18 protein-coding genes are annotated in these 17,092 nt (G+C 69.9%); 8 read left to right on the top strand and 10 right to left on the bottom strand.

What is annotated here, in order from left to right:
- Positions 1–100: 100 nt before the first annotated feature.
- Positions 101–1,348 (bottom strand): serine hydroxymethyltransferase, encoded by a 1,248-nt coding sequence (gene glyA, locus RJT50_RS08170; RefSeq protein ID WP_313695788.1) that lies wholly within the window; start codon positions 1,346–1,348, stop codon positions 101–103.
- 100 nt (positions 1,349–1,448) lie between these two features.
- Between glyA and RJT50_RS08165 the strand changes: the two genes are divergently transcribed.
- Positions 1,449–3,524 carry a hypothetical protein gene (locus RJT50_RS08165; RefSeq protein ID WP_313695786.1) on the top strand — a complete coding sequence of 692 codons (2,076 nt, stop codon included), beginning with the start codon at positions 1,449–1,451 and terminating at the stop codon, positions 3,522–3,524.
- Here RJT50_RS08165 and RJT50_RS08160 read toward each other — a convergent pair.
- Positions 3,521–3,706: a hypothetical protein gene (locus RJT50_RS08160; protein WP_313695784.1), complete on the bottom strand. Its 186-nt coding sequence runs from the start codon at positions 3,704–3,706 to the stop codon at positions 3,521–3,523. The genes RJT50_RS08165 and RJT50_RS08160 overlap by 4 nt on opposite strands.
- A gap of 145 nt (positions 3,707–3,851) precedes the next feature.
- Between RJT50_RS08160 and tbsP the strand changes: the two genes are divergently transcribed.
- From tbsP to RJT50_RS08135, 5 genes are all read left to right on the top strand, one after another.
- On the top strand, positions 3,852–4,670 hold the full coding sequence (gene tbsP, locus RJT50_RS08155) for a transcriptional regulator TbsP (protein WP_425499716.1): 819 nt from the start codon (positions 3,852–3,854) through the stop codon (positions 4,668–4,670).
- Between the two features lie 102 nt (positions 4,671–4,772).
- A complete protein-coding gene (locus RJT50_RS08150) occupies positions 4,773–6,464 on the top strand; it encodes a YcaO-like family protein (protein ID WP_313695782.1) in 1,692 nt (563 codons plus the stop codon).
- A gap of 120 nt (positions 6,465–6,584) precedes the next feature.
- Positions 6,585–8,033 carry a bifunctional metallophosphatase/5'-nucleotidase gene (locus tag RJT50_RS08145; protein ID WP_313695780.1) on the top strand — a complete coding sequence of 483 codons (1,449 nt, stop codon included), beginning with the start codon at positions 6,585–6,587 and terminating at the stop codon, positions 8,031–8,033.
- A gap of 31 nt (positions 8,034–8,064) precedes the next feature.
- Positions 8,065–8,487: a universal stress protein gene (locus RJT50_RS08140; RefSeq protein WP_313695778.1), complete on the top strand. Its 423-nt coding sequence runs from the start codon at positions 8,065–8,067 to the stop codon at positions 8,485–8,487.
- Complete coding sequence (locus RJT50_RS08135; protein ID WP_313695776.1) at positions 8,487–9,455, top strand: biotin--[acetyl-CoA-carboxylase] ligase; 969 nt, start codon at positions 8,487–8,489, stop codon at positions 9,453–9,455. The genes RJT50_RS08140 and RJT50_RS08135 overlap by 1 nt, the downstream gene beginning before the upstream one ends.
- A gap of 15 nt (positions 9,456–9,470) precedes the next feature.
- Here the strand turns inward: RJT50_RS08135 and RJT50_RS08130 are convergent, their stop codons facing one another.
- The 8 genes from RJT50_RS08130 to RJT50_RS08095 form a co-directional block, all read right to left on the bottom strand.
- Positions 9,471–9,911 (bottom strand): universal stress protein, encoded by a 441-nt coding sequence (locus tag RJT50_RS08130; protein ID WP_425499715.1) that lies wholly within the window; start codon positions 9,909–9,911, stop codon positions 9,471–9,473.
- 177 nt (positions 9,912–10,088) lie between these two features.
- On the bottom strand, positions 10,089–10,355 hold the full coding sequence (locus tag RJT50_RS08125; RefSeq protein ID WP_313695774.1) for an elongation factor 1-beta: 267 nt from the start codon (positions 10,353–10,355) through the stop codon (positions 10,089–10,091).
- Between the two features lies 1 nt (position 10,356).
- Positions 10,357–10,536 carry an HVO_2753 family zinc finger protein gene (locus tag RJT50_RS08120; protein WP_313695772.1) on the bottom strand — a complete coding sequence of 60 codons (180 nt, stop codon included), beginning with the start codon at positions 10,534–10,536 and terminating at the stop codon, positions 10,357–10,359.
- 56 nt (positions 10,537–10,592) lie between these two features.
- On the bottom strand, positions 10,593–11,816 hold the full coding sequence (locus tag RJT50_RS08115) for a tripartite tricarboxylate transporter permease (protein WP_313695771.1): 1,224 nt from the start codon (positions 11,814–11,816) through the stop codon (positions 10,593–10,595).
- Positions 11,817–11,950: 134 nt separating this feature from the next.
- Positions 11,951–12,289 carry a 50S ribosomal protein P1 gene (gene rpl12p, locus RJT50_RS08110; protein ID WP_313695768.1) on the bottom strand — a complete coding sequence of 113 codons (339 nt, stop codon included), beginning with the start codon at positions 12,287–12,289 and terminating at the stop codon, positions 11,951–11,953.
- 24 nt (positions 12,290–12,313) lie between these two features.
- On the bottom strand, positions 12,314–13,357 hold the full coding sequence (locus tag RJT50_RS08105) for a 50S ribosomal protein L10 (RefSeq protein WP_313695766.1): 1,044 nt from the start codon (positions 13,355–13,357) through the stop codon (positions 12,314–12,316).
- Positions 13,357–13,995 carry a 50S ribosomal protein L1 gene (locus tag RJT50_RS08100; protein WP_313695764.1) on the bottom strand — a complete coding sequence of 213 codons (639 nt, stop codon included), beginning with the start codon at positions 13,993–13,995 and terminating at the stop codon, positions 13,357–13,359. Before RJT50_RS08100 ends, RJT50_RS08105 begins: the two co-directional genes overlap by 1 nt.
- Before the next feature lie 206 nt (positions 13,996–14,201).
- Entirely contained in the window at positions 14,202–14,693 is a 492-nt protein-coding gene (locus RJT50_RS08095) for a 50S ribosomal protein L11 (RefSeq protein WP_313695762.1), read from the bottom strand.
- Between the two features lie 240 nt (positions 14,694–14,933).
- On the opposite strand from RJT50_RS08095, the gene RJT50_RS08090 reads away from it, so the two are divergent.
- Together RJT50_RS08090 and RJT50_RS08085 are read left to right on the top strand one after the other, a co-directional pair.
- Positions 14,934–15,902 (top strand): aldo/keto reductase, encoded by a 969-nt coding sequence (locus RJT50_RS08090; RefSeq protein ID WP_313695761.1) that lies wholly within the window; start codon positions 14,934–14,936, stop codon positions 15,900–15,902.
- A 74-nt stretch (positions 15,903–15,976) separates the two neighbouring features.
- Complete coding sequence (locus RJT50_RS08085; RefSeq protein WP_313695760.1) at positions 15,977–17,092, top strand: Gfo/Idh/MocA family protein; 1,116 nt, start codon at positions 15,977–15,979, stop codon at positions 17,090–17,092.

The following is a 17,092-nucleotide window of genomic DNA, read 5'->3' as shown; positions in this document are numbered from 1 at the left end:
GGGCGGCAGCGAGCCGTAAGTATCCTCTGGATAGTGCATACCGACCGCTAGAATTTGACGGGAGTATGCAAGAACGTGGTGTTAGTCGGCGTGGGCTCCCTTACTCGTACAGCGGGTGCGCGTCCGTGAGGTCGGCGACGCGGTCCCGCACGTCCGCGAGGACCGCCTCGTCGCCGTCCGCGTCCACGACCCGGTGGATGAGGTCCCCGACCGTCCGGAGGTCGTCCTCGTCGAACCCGCGGGTCGTGAGCCCCGGGGTGCCCGCGCGGATGCCGGACGGGTCGAACGGTGAGCGAGTCTCGCCCGGCACCGTGTTGGCGTTGAGGACGACGTTCGCGTCGGCGAGCGCGTCCTCCGCGTCGCCGCCGGAGACGTCCGGGTGGGACTCGCGCAGGTCGACGAGCACGAGGTGGGTGTCGGTGCCGCCCGAGACGACTTCGAAGCCGTTGTCGGCGAACGAGTCCGCGAGCGCCCCGGCGTTGGCGACGACCTGCTCGGCGTACTCCTCGAACTCGGGCCGGAGCGCTTCCTTGAACCCGACCGCCTTGCCGGCGATGTTGTGCATCAGCGGGCCACCCTGCCCGCCGGGGAACACCGCCGAGTCGACGGCGTCGGCGTGCTCCTCGCTCGTCATCACGATGCCGCCGCGGCCCGCGCGGATGGTCTTGTGGGTCGACCCCGTGACGAAGTCCGCGACGCCGACCGGCGAGTCGTGGACGCCGGCGGCGACGAGACCGGTGATGTGGGCGATGTCCGCGAGGTGGTACGCGTCGACCGATTCGGCGACGTCCTGGACGCGCTCCCACTCGACCTCGCGGGGGTACGCCGAGTAGCCCGAGACGATGACGTCGGGGTCGAACGACTCAGCCTGCTCCGCGAGCGCCTCGTAGTCGACGTAGCCCGTCTCTGCGTCCACCTGGTACTGTTCGACCTCGTACAGCTGTCCGGTGAAGTTCGCCGGGTGGCCGTGGCTGAGGTGACCGCCGTGGTCGAGTTCCAGCGAGAGGATGCGGTCGCCCGCCTCGAGCATCGCCAGGTAGACGGCCATGTTCGCCTGCGTCCCGGAGTGGGGCTGGACGTTGACGTGTTCCGCGCCCCACAGTTCCTTCGCCCGCTCGACCGCGAGCTCCTCCACCTCGTCGGCGTACTCACAGCCCGCGTAGTAGCGCGACCCGGGATAGCCCTCGGCGTACTTGTTGGTCAGCGCGCTCCCCTGCGCCTCGAGGACGGCCTTCGACACGTGGTTCTCGGAGGCGATCATCGACAGCGTCTCCCGCTGTCGGTCCACCTCGCCGACGAGGGCGTCTGCGACTTCCGGGTCGACCGCGCGGACCTCGGGGTACTCCATGTTCGGAGTCCGGCGCAGAGCATCAAAAACCCCGCCCCTCCCGGACGATACGGCGACGACGACATCACTTTAACAGGTCAGCCCGCCACTGACTCTGTCGATGCAGGTCGAGACGACCGACGGGGGGCTCCGCGCGACCGACGCGGCCAAGACGACGCTGTCGGTCGGGACGGAGGGCTGGACCCCGGACGCGGACGGGCCCGCGCTCGGGGCCGCGCTGGAGGCGCTCGGCGTCGAGGAGTCCCGCATCCCGTCGACGGTCGTCTCCGGTCGGACGCGCTCGCTCACGTTCCCGCCCTACTCCGCGACGGTCCGATCGCTCGGCGACGGCGACGGCCTCGCTGTCACGAGCCGGTCGGGGTCGGTGGAGGTCCCCGACGGCCGTCACGTGCTCCGGATCGGCGGCGCGATCCGGGCGGAACTCAGGTTCGACGGACCCGCCACGCTGTCGCGGGTCGACTACAAACACCTCGTCGTGACGTTCGAGCGCGAGACCCCGGTCACGCTCGGCTTTCACAGCAGCGTCGCCACGGACGCGGAGACCGTCACGGTCCCGCGGACCGTCTCCGGCGTCGCGACGGCGCTTTCGGTGCTCCCGACGGGCTACCGGACCACGACCCCGGATCGCACGTTTCCGTCGATGCGGGGGCGAGGGCCGGACGTCGCGTTCGGCGAGGCGGTGTCGATCCCGCGGAGCGTCCGGGACCGCCGGGAGTCGAGCGACCTGGAACTCCGGCTCCCCGCGGAGCTGTCGTCGCTCGTCACCGCCGCCCCGCTCGCCTCGTATCTCGGTGCCGACGTGACCGTCGCGGACGGGGCCACCCCGGCGCTTCTCACGCCGGAGCGACGCCACGAGTTCCCGCGGCTCCCGCTGTTCCAGACGGCGGCCGCCGACCTCCTCAGACGAGTGTTCTTCTGTGACTGTCTCGTCCGGTCGGCGGGCCCGCACGGCCGCGAACTCGACGAGGAAACCCACCTCGACGCGCTCGGCATCGACGCCGAGGCGACGTACGAACTGCCGCTCCCGGCGCGTGTCGACCGGTTCCTGTCGGCCCCGTTCGAGGAGGTCTCGGGACGCCTGCCCGAGTGGCACCTCTCGATGTACGTCGAACCGCGGTTCGAGCACGTTCCAACGCTGTCCCACCTGCTCCGGGACCTCCCGTTCGTGTTCCTGCCGGACGCCGAGGAACTCGCCGAGAACGAGTGGCTCGACAGGTCGCTCTCGTCGTTCTACCGGGGAGCTGCCGGCGACGTCGCCGCGGTCGACCTCGTCGGCCCGAACCTCGGTCCCGGTCGGACCCACGGCTGGCTGGCCGACGGCGTCCCCATCGACGTGTTCAAGACGCTCCCGGAGGCGTACGGGAACCGCGCGGCGTTCCTCGACGCGGCCGGCGAGCCGATCTCCATCGTCGCCGTCCTGAACGACAGCGCGATGCGCGAGGAGTACGACGACGCGGCCGACCACTACGAGGAGCGGGCAACCGAGTTGAACATTGACATCGAGGTGCGCGAGCACCTGACCGTCGCCGAACTGGCCCGGACCTTCGAGGAGCGTCACGACCTCGTCCACTACATCGGCCACTGCGAGACCGACGGGCTCCGCTGTGCGGACGGCCACTTCTCGGCCGAGTCGCTGGCCGAGTCGAACGCCCAGACGTTCTTTCTCAACGCGTGCGGCTCCTACGAGGAAGGCGAGCAGCTCGTCCGGAAGGGGAGCGTCGCGGGCGGGGTCACGTTCGACGAGGTGCTCGACGGACAGGCCGCGACGGTCGGCACGACGTTCGCGCGGCTGATGACGCTCGGCTACTCCATCGAGCGCGCGCTCGATGCCGCACGGCGACGCATCATGACCGGGAAGGACTACGCGGTCGTCGGCGACGGCACCCACGTCCTCACCCAGACCGACACGCTGGTGCCGCCGGATACCGAGATCGCGGGCGAGCCCGGCGACGAGGAGTTCACCGTGACCTACTGCGTCGACGGGCCGAGGCTTCCGGGCGCGACACACCACTGTCACCTGCGGGACGACGAGGGCTGCAGCCTCCTGCGGACGACCGAGGAGTACGAGGTCACGGCCGCGGAGCTGCGAGAGTTCCTCTCCTACTCCGAGAACCCGATCGTCCACGACGGTGACCTCCGCTGGCGCGAAGAGATCGAGGAGCGGCTGCTCGACTAGGGGCCGGTGTTCGTGATCCCCTCGCCGTGGGTCGTCACGAACGAGTCCCACGCGGCTGCCGTGTCGGCCGAGGCGAGCAGCAGGAGGCTCACCAGCAGCGCCGTCACGAGCCGGGGATGTGAGACGACGATGCCGACCGCACGGCTCCCGAGCGCGCTCCGATCCGAATCAGTTCCACCCATGCCACCCGATACCACGGACTCGACCAAGTAATTTGTGCCAAATGAAATCATGGCGAATTTACCTAGAAACAGTCGAGAGAGCGCTTGATTCCCGGGAAACCCCGTTAGTATTAAATATCTCTCGTATCCTTCTGTAGGTATACGCATGGACTCGAATTTACTCGAAGACGGGACCGATGATATCCTCAGGGCGGTGCTGGAACGAACCGACGGCGACCTGGTGGTCGTCGACCCGTCGGCCGAAGTGATCACGTCGCTCGTGGAGCTCGGCTCGGAGTACGACGGTGAGCTGCCGGCGCTCGACGTCGTGGCAGACGAGCGGCTGCTGAAGGACGTGATGGACGACTTCATCGTCGCCTCCGCGGCCGCCGACCTGGTCGAGGCCGGCGACATGACGCTCCGAAACCTCGAGGACGGCGCCGACAACACGCTGCTGGTCGGCGAGGACTCGCTGTACGCGCTGGTCCGCGCGGGCGAACACGTCGCCGCGCTCTCGGCCGACGACGACTCGTTCATCGCGGACGCCTACGAGACGTTCCACGACCAGTGGGCCGAGGCGGAGCCGTTCAACCTCCGGACACCGCCGCTCGACCACGTCCGCTCGACGCTCGCCGAGGACATCGGCGAGGACGTGCAGGCCGACTTCGACGCGGTCCTCTCGTCGCTCGAAACCGCCCGGGGCGACGGCGACGGGCTCGACGAGGTCACCATCAGCCTGCTCGTCGCGGCGAAAAACGACGTGCTGCTGTACGACATCAGCAAGTGGGGCGAGGACGTGGGCATCGCCTCGAAGGCGACGTTCTCCCGGACGAAGACGCGCCTCGAGGACATGGGCCTCATCGACACCGAGAAGGTCCCCATCGACGTCGGCCGCCCGCGCCTCCGCCTGAAGCTCGGCGACGAGAAGCTCCGCGGTGCCGACGCGGCCAGCCTGGCCGGCGTCGCCCACAGCATGCTGAACTGACCACGGACCGACCGCCGACCGACCGCCCACCCGGACCGCACGCCGGGAGCCGCCACCTGACGGACGCCCACCTTTTTGACCACTTCGCCCGACGGGGCGCGCATGGACATCGCAATCGTCGGGCCCGACCCCGCCGCGGCGGCGGTGCGGGCCGCCTTCTCCGACATCGACGCCAACGTGATGGAGGTGGACGTCGACCTGCTGGACGGGTTCGAGTTCGCCGTGGTCGCGGGGACGACCGGCGACGCCCGCTTCCGGCGGGCGAACGAACTGATCGACGACTGGGTCGCGATCGAAGTCGGGGGGATGGGGGGACGACCGATCGAGGGGCTCAACGCGACAGTTTCGACGTTCTCCGAGGGATCGGGCTGTTTCGACTGCCTCTCCGACCGCGTCCGCGCGAACGTCCCCGACGAGGACGCGACGCCGCGTGGAACCAGGAGCGCAGTCCGGTACGCGGGAGCACTGGCCGGGCGGCGAGCGATCCGGGGGTTCGGCGGCGAGCAACTGGGCGGGACGGTCCTCGAGGTCCCCGGTCACGAACGCTCCTTCCTCCCAAGCCCCGACTGTGACTGCGGGAGCGCGCCGGACGGGCTCGAACTCACACACCGCGAGGTCGACCTCGACGACGCGGTGAACCGCATGGATCGCGCGGTGGACGACCGCCTCGGCGTCGTCACGGACGTGGGCGAGCGCGAGTCGTTCCCGCTGCCGTACTACATCGCACGAACGACCGACACCACCGCGTTCTCCGACGCGCGGTGTGCCGAGTTCGCCGCCGGCGTCTCCCCCGACTGGGACGCCGCGTACGCGAAGGCGATCGGCGAGGCGCTGGAGCGGTACTGCGCCGGCGTGTATCGGACGGACGCGCTCCGCTCCGCGCCGACCCAGGGCGTCATCGACGCCGTCCCGGTGGACCGCTTCGTCCGGCCCGAATCGGCCGCGTCGCCGGACCCGGACGAACACGTCGAGTGGGTCCGGGGGCTCGACCTGCGGGCCGACGAGCAGGTGTCGCTCCCGGCCGAGTTCGTCCACTTCCCGCCGCCCGAGTCCCGGTTCAAGCCGCCGATCACGACGGGACTCGGACTCGGGAACTCGACGGTCGAGGCGGTGCTGTCGGGGCTCTACGAGGTGATCGAGCGGGACGCGACGATGCTGGCCTGGTACTCCACGTTCGAGCCGCTGGGGCTCGAGGTCGCCGACGAGCGCTTCGAGGCGGTCGAATCCCGGGCTCGCGCGGAGGACCTCGACGTCACGCCGCTGCTGCTCACCCAGGACGTCGACGTTCCCGTGGTCGGAGCCGCCGTCCACCGCGATGGGGACTGGCCGCGGTTCGCGGCGGGGTCGGCGGCGGACCTGGACGCGGGCGCGGCCGCCGCCGACGCGGCCGCGGAGGCGCTCCAGAACTGGATGGAACTGCGCGCGATGGGCACCGAGCAGGCGGCCGACGAGGAGGGAGCCATCGGCACGTACGCCGAGTTCCCCGGGGAGGCACGGTCGTTCGTCGACCCGTCCGCGACGATTCCCGCGGGCGACGTCGGCGAGCCGGCATCCGGGACCGCGGAACTGGAGACAGTGCTCGGGCGACTCGACGACGCGGGGCTGGACGCGTACGCCGCCCGGCTGACCACGCGTGACGTGGCGAAGCTGGGCTTCGAGGGCGTCCGCGTGCTCGTGCCGGCGGCACAGCCGCTGTTCACGGGCGAGCCGTTCTTCGGTGACCGGCTCGGGCGGGTCGCGGCGTCGATGGGGTTCGAGCCGCGGCCGGACCGCGCGTTCCACCCGTTCCCCTGAATCGGGTCGATTCGCCGGCATCGGGACCCGACGGCGAGAACCGCGATGACCCGACACCGGCAACCCCGTCCCGTCCCGATGGCGTTTTGTCCGCGCGGTGGGACGACCGGGCACCTCCAGATGGTTCGCCTTCTCCACTACTCCGACGTCGAAAACGTCTATGACGACCCCGAACGGGCGGGCCGGCTGGCCGCCTGCATCGCCGACCTCGACGGCCCCGACGCGCTGGTCGTCGGCGCCGGCGACGACACCGCGCCGGGCGTCCTGGCGCTCGTCGCGCGCGGTCGCCAGGCGCTGGACTTCTTCGCCGCCGTCGACACCGCCGTCGAGACGTTCGGCAACCACGACTTCGACTTCGGCCCCGACGCGACGCGGGAGATCGTCGCCGACTCCCCCCAGACCTGGGTGAGCGCGAACGTGTACGACGACCCCGACGACGAGGAGCCGTTCGCGGCGTCCGAGGGCGTCGTCCCGTGGACCGTCGAGACGGTCGGCGGCGTCGACGTCGGCTTCCTGGGCGTCACCGACCCCGCGACCGACTCGCTCAACCCGATGGCCGCGGACCTCACCTTCACCGACCCCTACGAGGCGGCAGCGCGCGCGGCGACCGCGCTCCGGTCCGCGGGCGTCGACCACGTCGTCGCGGTGTCGCATCTCGGCGGCGGCGACGACGACCTCGCGCGCCGGGCCGACGTGGATCTCGTCCTCGGGGGCCACGTCCACACCGAACGGGTCGACCGCGTCGACGGCGTCCTCTGCACGCGGCCCGGCGTCAACGGCGGGACCGTGCTCGAAGTCGAGGTGACCGACGACGGCGCGTCGGTCAGGCGACACGACCCCGGCGAGTGGCCCGTGAACGACCGCCTCGCGGACGCGCTCGGCCGGCGGATGGAGTCCGCCGGCCTCGATGAGGTCGTCGGCCACGCGGCCGAGCCCATCCGGCGAACCGAGGCGACGATTCACGGCGGCGAGTCGCGGATCGGCAACCTCGTCGCCGACGCCTACCGGCACGCGGCCGATGCCGACGTGGGGCTCCAGAACTCAGGCGGCATCCGGCTGGGCGAGGAGCTCGCCGGCGACGTGACGCTCGCGGATCTGGTCAGCACCATCCCGTTCGAGGAACCGATCGTGACCGCCGAGGTCACCGGCGCGGAACTCCGCGACGCGTTCCGCCAGATGTCGGCCGCGGTCGTCGACTTCGGCGAACCCGACTGGTGGCACGGCCACGTCAGCGGCGCGCGCGTCGTCTGGGACGACGCCGAGCGCGAACTCCGGGAGGCGCGCGTCGACGGCGAGTCCGTCGACCCGGACGCGACGTATCTGGTAGCGACGCCGGAGTACATCCTCCACTCGGACCACGAGTTTCCCGCCATCGGGCAACGGCACCGGGCCGGCGAGCACGGGATCCAGCACGAGGCGCTGGCCGAGTACATCCGGGACGCCGGACTCGACCCGACCGTGGATGGACGGATCACGCGGGTGTCGACCGCGACCGAAGAGGACGGGACCGCGGCGACCGCGGGCGGGGAATCGGCAGAAACGGCCGCCACCGAGCCGACCGAGGAGTAGCGTTTAGTCGTTCGGTCACTCAGTAGACTCAATGACGCTGGTGGTCGTTCCGGTCCGGTACCCGCTCTCGAAGCACTCGAAAGCCACGCTCACGGAGGCGATTCGCATCGCCGAGGAGCGTGACGCCACGCTCACCATCCTCCACGTCGACCTGTACCAGAACAGCAGCGAGGTGACGTGGACGGACCTCAAGCGGGCAGTCCAGCGGGAGTTCGGGTCGATTCCCTCGGCGCGCTACGTCGTCCGGAAGGGGTTCCTCGTCGAGGAGACGATCCTCGACGAGGTCGCCGCCGAGGCTGCCGACATGGTCGTCATCGGGGCCAAGCAGGCGAGTCGGTGGCGACGGACCCTCCAGCGACTGTTCTCCGACCCGGACGTGGAGTCGTATCTCCGGGAGAAGCTCGACGCGACCGTCATCACCGTGGACGGCAAGGGGGCGACGGCGAACGACTGATGACGGGGGGTGAACTCCCGGCGACGCGTCGGGTGCTCCTCGACGCGCTGGCCGACGGGCCGGTCGAGGGGCCGGCGATCGCAACCGAACTCGACGTCTCCCGTGCGGCCGTCTGGAAGCACATCGAGGCGCTCCGGGAGGCCGGGTTCGACGTCGAGAGCGGGGAGGGCGGCTACGCCGTCACCGGCGCTCCCCCGTACAACGGGCCCGGCGTCGCGTTCGGGCTCGACGCGCCCTACGCCGTCGAGTTCCACGACCGACTCGACTCGACGAACGACCGCGCCCGAGAGCTCGCGACGTCCGGCGACGGCGACGTGGTCGTGCTGGCCGAGGAGCAGACGGCGTCCCGCGGACGCCTCGACCGTGAGTGGCGGTCCCCCGCGGGCGGCGTCTGGCTCTCGCTGGCGGTCAGACCGGACGTCCCGCCCGCACACGCGCCGGCGTTCACCCTCGCCGCCGCCGTCGCCGTCACGAGAGCCTGCCGCGAGGCCGGCGTCGACGCCCGGATCAAGTGGCCCAACGACGTGCTGGTTCCCGGTCCGGAGGCGCGAGGCGGCAGGAAGCTCTGTGGCATCCTGACCGAGATGAGCGGCGAGGCGGACCGCGTCTCGTGGCTCGTCGTCGGCATCGGCCTGAACGCGAACGTCGACCCCGACGCGCTCCCTGCCGACGCTGCCGCGACGAGCCTCTCGACGGAACTCGGGAGCGACGTCGACAGGCGAGTCCTGGTCCAGCGCGTGCTCGAGGAGTTCGAGGCGCTGACGACCGATCCGGCGGCCGTCATGCCGGCCTGGCGGGAGCACGCCGTCACGCTCGGACGGCACGTGAGAGTGGAGACGCCCGGCGGTGTCATCGAGGGGGAAGCGGTCGACGTCGCCTTCCCGGGCACGCTCGTCGTCGAAACGGAGGACGGCGAGGTCCGGGTGACGGCGGGCGACTGCGAGCATCTCCGGCCGGCCGGAAGCTGATGGCCGGTCCGAGACTCAGCCGTCGACCCGGACCGTCAGGACGGGGACCGACGAGCTACGGACGACCTTCTCGGCCACGCTGCCGAGCAACAGTCGATCGATGCCGCCGCGGCCGTGGGTCCCCATGACGACGAGGTCACAGCCCTCGGATTCGGCGTAGCGGACGATCTCCTTGCTGGGGCTCCCGTCGAGGATCGCCGTCTCGACCGGCACGTCGAAGTCGTCGGCGACCGCCTCCACCATCGAGACGGCGTCCTCGGCGTCGGCCCGTAGCATGTCGTCGATCCCCTCCCAGGAGGACTCCATCGGCATGCCTGCGTAGGACGCGGAGTTGACGACGTAGAGCGCGTGGAGGGTCGCGCCGTGGTCCACGGCGAGATCGACCGCGTGCTGGATGGCGCGTTCGACGCCGTCCGAGCCGTCCGTCGGAACCAGGATGCGCTCGTACAGCCCCATGATAACGTCTGGCGAACACTGGCCGCCCCCGTGGCTTAAACGTTCCCACGGAATCGGGACCGACCGGGACGCGGTCAGCCGGTTTCGTTTCGAATCGTAACGGTGTGAACGTCCCACTGGTGACGAATCGCCGCCGGCGCCGCTCGAACCCCTGCGAAATCGGAAAAGCCGTTCCGGTTACAGTCGACCGACTTCCTCGACCTTCACGCTCTCGATGCCCTCGACCTGCGAGAACGCCTCCTCGACGGCCTCGGTGCCGCCGGAGCCGTCGGGGACGACGACCATCGGGAGCATCGCCACGAGCCCGAACGCGACCTCCTCGCGGTCGACCGTCCGGATCTCGGCACCCTCGGGGAGGGACGCCTCGAGTTTGTCCTGCAGGTCGTCGAGGTCGAGTTCCGGGCTGTCCGGCATGACCTTCATCTTGGCCGCGACCTTCCCCATGTCAGGGCCCCCGGAAGCCGCAGTCGGGACACTCGTAGAGGTTGCTCTGCTTCCGGCACTTCGCACAGCGGAAGATGCGGGTGCCACAGTCCGGGCACTTGAACGCCGCCGCGCTCATGCCCGCGACGTTGACGCCACAGGAGACGCAGCGTCGTTCGGACGCCTGCTCTGCCTCGCTCATACCTACACGGACCGGCGCGCGGCTTTTAACGGTTGTCTTTCACCGCCCTCCGGTGATCAGGATCCCAGCGCGAGCGGCCCGACGAGCACTGCCATCAGGTGGACTCGCTTACACCCGAGTCTCGACGGCACGAAGCCGACGACCGTCGCGGACGCGAAGGTGACGATTCCGGTTCCGCCGGCAAACCCCCAGGAGAGGAGTACGAGGCCGACCAGCACGCAGCCGACGAGTGCCCGCTGGTTCAGGCGGCCGACCGCTCGCAGCGCCGCGTCGCCGAGGACGAGCACTCCCGCCACGCCGACGGCTGCCGCGACGGCGACCGACACCAGCAGCGGCGGGAGCCTGGCCGGAACGCCGACGTCCGACATCGCCACGAGGACGCCCGACCGCGGCGTCCCGAGCGCCGTGAACGCGAACAGCGCGAAGACGGCGGTCGCGGTGTTCGCGCCGCTCGTGGCGACGAGGTACTCCCTCGCAGGGTCGTCGCCGCCGGCGAACGGCAGCGCGAGCGTCGACGCGACGCCAGCGGAGACGCCCGGCAGGTAGCCGACCGCCGCACCCGCGCCGGTGCCGGCGACGGCGGCGACGCCGGTCGCACGTCGCTCCAGCGCGATTCTGGCGTCGGCCTGTGGCGGGATTCCTCCGCCGTCTAGCGCGTCGAGGAGGATCGGTGCCCCGAACAGCCCGGCGAACAGCGGCGCGAGCACCCCGCCGGCCGGAAGCGGTCCGGACGGTGTCATCTCCAGTGTGACGGTGCCGAGGCCAGTCGCAAGCGCGACGGCGACGGCGGCCGCGCCGCGTGCCATCCACGACGGTTCCGTCAGGAGGAGCGCGATCAGGACGCCGACGAGGAGCACCGGCAGCCAGCCGCGAAGCGTCGGGTACGCGACCTCCATCGCGGCGGTGAGCGGCACTGCCACTGGGACGGCCAGCAGGACTGCGCTCCCGCTGCCGACCACGGACAGTCGGAGCGCCTCGCGTCCCCGCCCCTCGATCACGAGGCGATGTCCCGGTAACGCGCTGGCGGCCATCGCGGCGTCGGGAACGCCGAGTGCGAGCGCCGGCACCACGTCGAGGAACGTGTGAACGAGCCCCGCCGAGAGCATCGCACAGCCGAGCGCGAGCGGCGGCGCGTCGAGCGCCGGAGCCGTCGCTGCCAGCAACAGCGCGAAGTTGTTCGCGTGCAGACCCGGGAGCAGGCCGCTCACCGTGCCGAGCCCGCAGCCGGCGAGGGTGTACGCGAGCGGCAGCAGCGTCGCCGGGGGGAGGGCGGGAACCATCGCGGCGGAGTGGTCCCGCTTTCGGATATAAGCGTTCGGCCTCGCCGCTGGTGGTCGTCGAACGCGAAGAAAATCGGTTTTCGGGTGTCGAGTGCCGCTTCAGCCGAACACTTCAGCGGCGACCGGGTGCCGCTTCAGCCGAACAGCTCGCCCAGGCCCTCGCCCGAGGCTTCCTCGTCGTCGTCGTCGCCGGCTTCCTCCTCCTCGGCGTCGGCCTCCTCGGCCTCCTCTTCCTCGTCCTCGTCGGCCTCCTCGGCGCCACCGGCGGCGCCGCCCGCGGCACCCGCTGCGGGCGCGGCGGCGGCCGTCTCGATGGCCTCCTCGATGTCGACGTCCTCCAGCGCGGCGACGAGCGCCTTGACGCGGGACTCCTCGACGTCGACGCCGGCGGCCTCGAGCACCGCCGTGACGTTGTCCTCGTTGATCTCTTCGTCCGTCTCGTTCAGGATGAGTGCAGCGTAAACGTATTCCATTGTTGTGAATCTCCGTCGTCGTCGTTATCCGAACATCGCGCCCAGACCCTCGCCGGCGTCGCCCTCGTCGTCGTCATCGTCGTCGGGCTCCTCGGCGTCGGCCTCGGCTTCCGTGTCCTCGTCGTCAGTCTGTTCGTCCTCGTCGGCGTCCGTGGCGGGCTGGCTCGGCGCCTCGGCGCCCTGGAGTTCCTCCGGGAGCGCCTCCTCGTCGTCGATGGTCGCGGCGAGCGCGCGAAGCTGCGCGTCGGCGCGGGAGACGAGATCGGGCATGAGCTCCTCGTCCTCGATGGCCGCCTGGAGCCCGACCGACTTCGCCTCGCCGGCTGCCTTGCCGAGCAGCGCGCCGGCCGTGCGGGTCGTCGGGTACGCGGCGTTGACCGAGACGTTCCGTCCGGCCGCGGCGGCCGACTGGATGTCCGAGCGGTACTGGTCCACGTCGATGGCCAGTTCGTCCGGCTCGAACAGCACGCCCTCGGAGAAGACGGCCTTCAGGTCCAAGCCGACCTCCTTCGGCTCGACGCCGAGCTCCGTGAGCACGCCGGCGAGCGTGTCGTCGACGACCTCGCCCTCCTCCAGCACGGTCGAGTCGGACAGCACCTGGATGGAGCCGTCCTGGATCCGCGCGTCGGCGCCGGCCTGCTGGAGCTCCCCGACGAACGGGCCGGGGTCGACGCCGGTGTCGCCCTCGGGGATGACGATGTCGTTCGGAGCGACCTCGCCCGCGTTGATCGGCGCGGGCGTCTTCGACGCTTCGAGCTGCTTGAACAGCCCGAACGGGTTGTCGTTGGTCCCGATGAGTCCGACCTCGCCGGTCACGTGGTCCACGAGCTCCTCGAGGCCGTCGTCGACCTCCTCGAGCGCGCGGGCCGAGAGCGTGTTCCGGCTCATGCGGAGTTCCGCGTTCCCGTGGAGGTCGCGGCGCATCGCCTGCAGCTGCCGGCTCGGGATGCCGGTCACGCCGACGACGCCGACCGAGGAGTAGCGTTCGAGGAACTCGACGAGCTCCTCGACCTCCTCGCGCTTCCACTGGGGAATCGTCTCCGTCTTGCGCGGTTCGCTCGAACTCATCAGACGGGCACCTCCACGGACGGGCCCATCGTCGTCTTGACGTAGACGCCGTCCAGGTTGAGCGGCCCCTTCTCGAGGTCCGCCTCCAGCCGACGGATGATGACGTCGACGTTGCTGGCGATGTCCTCGGCGGACATGTCCTGTGCGCCGACGCGCGTGTGGAACGTGCGCCGGTCGCGCGAGCGGAGCTGGACGGTGTTTTTCATGCGGTTGACGGTTTCGACGACGTCGTCGTCGGGCTGGAGCGGCGTCGGCATCTTGCCGCGCGGCCCCAGAATGCGCCCGAGGTTGGACGCGACGTCCTGCATCATGTCGGCCTCGGCGATGAAGAAGTCCGTTTCATCGGCGAGATCCTTGGCCTCGTTCTCCTCGCCTGCGAGGTCCTGCAGGTCGTCCCCGGACAGTACGTCGTCCGCGACGTCTTCCGCGCGGAGGGCGGTCTCGCCCTCCGCGATGACGACGATTCTGGTGTCCTGGCCGGTACCGCTCGGTAGGACAACCTCGTCGTCGACTCGATTCGACGGGTCGTTGAGATCCAAGTCGCGGAGATTGATCGCCAAATCCACGGTCTCGCGGAAGTTGCGAGGTGGGGCGTCCTCCAGCGCTTGGGATACTGCGTCCTCGATTGAATCTGCCATCTTTCACCTCCGTAGTACGCAGGAATGCTCCTACGGGTCAGTGAAACAGGCGTAGGCCTGTCTCACCGTGAAGGACGGCCAAGCGACACTTAAGGCCTCCGAAGCGCCGACCGCGTGCGTGCCACCCTCACGGGAAGTCCCTCGGCGAACGGCGCGTCCGCTACCGGGTCGAGAACGTGAAGGAGGTGGTCGAACGTCGTCCGAAATCAGGCCGCCGCCTCTTCGGCGCCGAGCACGTCGTCGTACTCGCCCGAGTCGACGCGCTCCTTGAAGGTGCGCGCGTCCTCGCCCTCGATGGTGACGCCGAGCGTGACGCAGGTGCCGGCGACCTCCTTGGCCGCGTTCTTCACGTCGTAGGCGAGCAGGTCGGACTGCTTCTGTTCGGCGACCTTCTTCAGCTGCTCGACCGAGAGGTCGGCGACGAAGTTCTCGTGGGGTTCGCCCGAGCCGGTCTCGAAGCCGGCCTCGTCCTTGATCAGTTCGGACGTCGGCGGGACGCCGACGTCGATGGTGAACGACCCGTCGTCGTCGTACTCCACGGTGACGGGCACTTCCATGCCGTCGAACGCGGCGGTCCGGTCGTTGATGTCGCCGACGACCGCCTGCACGTCCACCGGAGTCGGGCCAAGCTCGGGTCCGAGGGGCGGACCCGGGTTGGCCTCGCCACCGGGGACGAGCACTTCGATGGTTCCAGCCATGTCCCGAGAATCTTCCGCGCGGCGTTTAAGGATTGTCTTTGCCGGCCGCGTCGACGTGTGAACGGCTCACGCGCCCTCGGACGGTTTCGAGCTACCCTGACCGGGAGCAATCGTGAATCCACCCCGACCACGGTCGGTCTTGCAGCCACCCTTATCGGTCCGTGCCGCCGACTGGGTGACCGCGAAACCAGTTCCCGCACGCTTATGCGTGGGCTGGCAAGAATTGCGAGCACGACCGAGATGCGATACACCACGCTCGGCCGGACTGGGCTGGAGGTCTCCCGGCTCTGTCTCGGCTGCATGAACTTCGGCTCCGAGCAGCCGTGGATGATGAACGACCGCGCGGCCAGCGTGGACCTCATCCACGAGGCGCTGGACGCGGGCATCAACTTCCTCGACACCGCGAACGTCTACTCGACCGGCGAGAGCGAGGAGATCGTCGGCGAGGCGATCGACTCGACGAACCGGGACGAACTCGTCCTGGCGACGAAGGTGTACGGCGACATGCGCGAGGGACCGAACGGCGGCGGACTCTCGCGGAAGCACGTCATCGACCAGTGCGAGGCGAGCCTGGACCGGCTCGGCGTGGAGTACGTCGACCTTTACCAGCTCCACCGGTGGGACGAGACGACCCCCATCGAGGAGACGCTGGACGCGCTCGACCACCTGATCGAATCCGGCCACGTCCGCTACGTCGGCGCCTCGACAATGACTGCCTACCGGCTGACGAAGGCGCTCTACGCCAGCGACGTCGAGGACTACGGCCGGTTCGTCTGCATCCAGCCGGAGTACTCGGCGGTCGCCCGCCACGAGGAGGAGAACATGCTCCGCGTCGCCGAGGGAGAGGGGCTCGGCGTCATCCCGTGGTCACCGCTCGCCGGCGGGTTCCTGACCGGCAAGTACGAACGGGACAGCGGCCCCGCGGAGGGAACGCGCGGCGCGGCCTCCGAGTCGGTGCGGTCCTACTTCACGGACGAGAACTGGGCGGTCCTCGACGCGATCCGGTCGGTGGCGGCCGAGGAGGATGCCACGCCCGCGCAGGTCGCGCTCGCGTGGCTGCTCGACCGCGACGTCGTCACGGCACCCATCATCGGGCCGAAATCCAGTACGCAGTTGCGTGACGACCTCGGCGCGCTGGACGTCTCACTCTCCGAGGAACAGCGGTCCGAAATCGCGTCACAGAAGCGCCCCCGATACCCCAAGCCGTAACAAATCCCCAACCAACGGACGCCGCGCCCGACCATCCGGCGGATTTATGGAAACGGAACAGGTAGGACGGTCCTATGACTCGGGACCGCAGCGTCAGGATCGGCATTATCGGACTCGGGGGGATCGGAACGTATCACGCCGAACGCCTGACCGAGGGGGACGCGACGCTCGTCGGCGGGATGGACGTCGACGCCGGCGCGAGAGCTGAGTTCGCCGAACGGTTCGCGGCCGAGACGTTCGCGGACGAGTCGGACCTGTACGACGGGGTCGACGCCGTTCTCGTGACGACGCCGAACCGGTTCCACGAGCAGTACGCCGTCTCTGCGCTCGAAGCGGGGCTGGACGTCCTGCTCGAGAAGCCGCTCGCGCACACGCTCGACTCGGCCGAGGCCATCGCCGCCGCGGCCGAGACCGCCGAGGGGTTCTGCATGGTCGGGTTCAACAACCGCTTTGCCGCCGCGGCCGAGGTACTCACACACTACCGGGAGGAGGGACGGTTCGGCGACGTCCGCCACGTCGAGGCGAACTTCGTCCGACGGCGCGGGATCCCGGGTCGAGGGTCGTGGTTCACGTCGAAGGGGGCCTCGGGCGGGGGCGCGCTCATCGACGTCGGTGTCCACGCCATCGACCTGGCGATGCACTTCCTCGATTTCCCGGACGTCGAGGAGGTCACGGGCACGACGCGGTCGGAGTTCGGGAACCGGGAGGAGTACGCCTACGTCGACATGTGGGGCGAGGACGACGGCCCCGACGGGTTCGACGTCGACGACTCCGTCTCCGCGTTCGTCCGCGGCACCGATGACGAGACGCTCAGCCTCGAAGCCGCGTGGGCGACGAACCGGCCGCCGTCGAACGACTTCTACGTGCGCGGCACGGAGGGCGGCGCACACCTCGACCGGGAGACCGGGGAACTCACCCTCTACGAGTCGGGGACGGGCGGCAGCCACCACCTCACGAACACGGAGGTCTCCACCCGGGAGGTCGACACCCACCAGGCCGAGCAGGCCGCGTTCATCAGGGCGGTCGAAGCCGGGGAACCACCCGAGCGCAACACGGTCCAGCAGGCGCTCGTCGTCCAGCGCATCATCGACGCGATCTACCGTTCGAGCGAGACCGGTCAGGCCGTGCAACTCCACAGCGAGGACGTGCCGGCTGCGCGGGAGCCAGTCGAGGCCGCACAGGTCGACTAG

Origin of the sequence: Halobaculum sp. XH14, assembly GCF_032116555.1 — an archaeon.
Taxonomy (GTDB): domain Archaea; phylum Halobacteriota; class Halobacteria; order Halobacteriales; family Haloferacaceae; genus Halorarum; species Halorarum halobium.
This window is presented reverse-complemented; position numbering and strand designations above follow the sequence as displayed.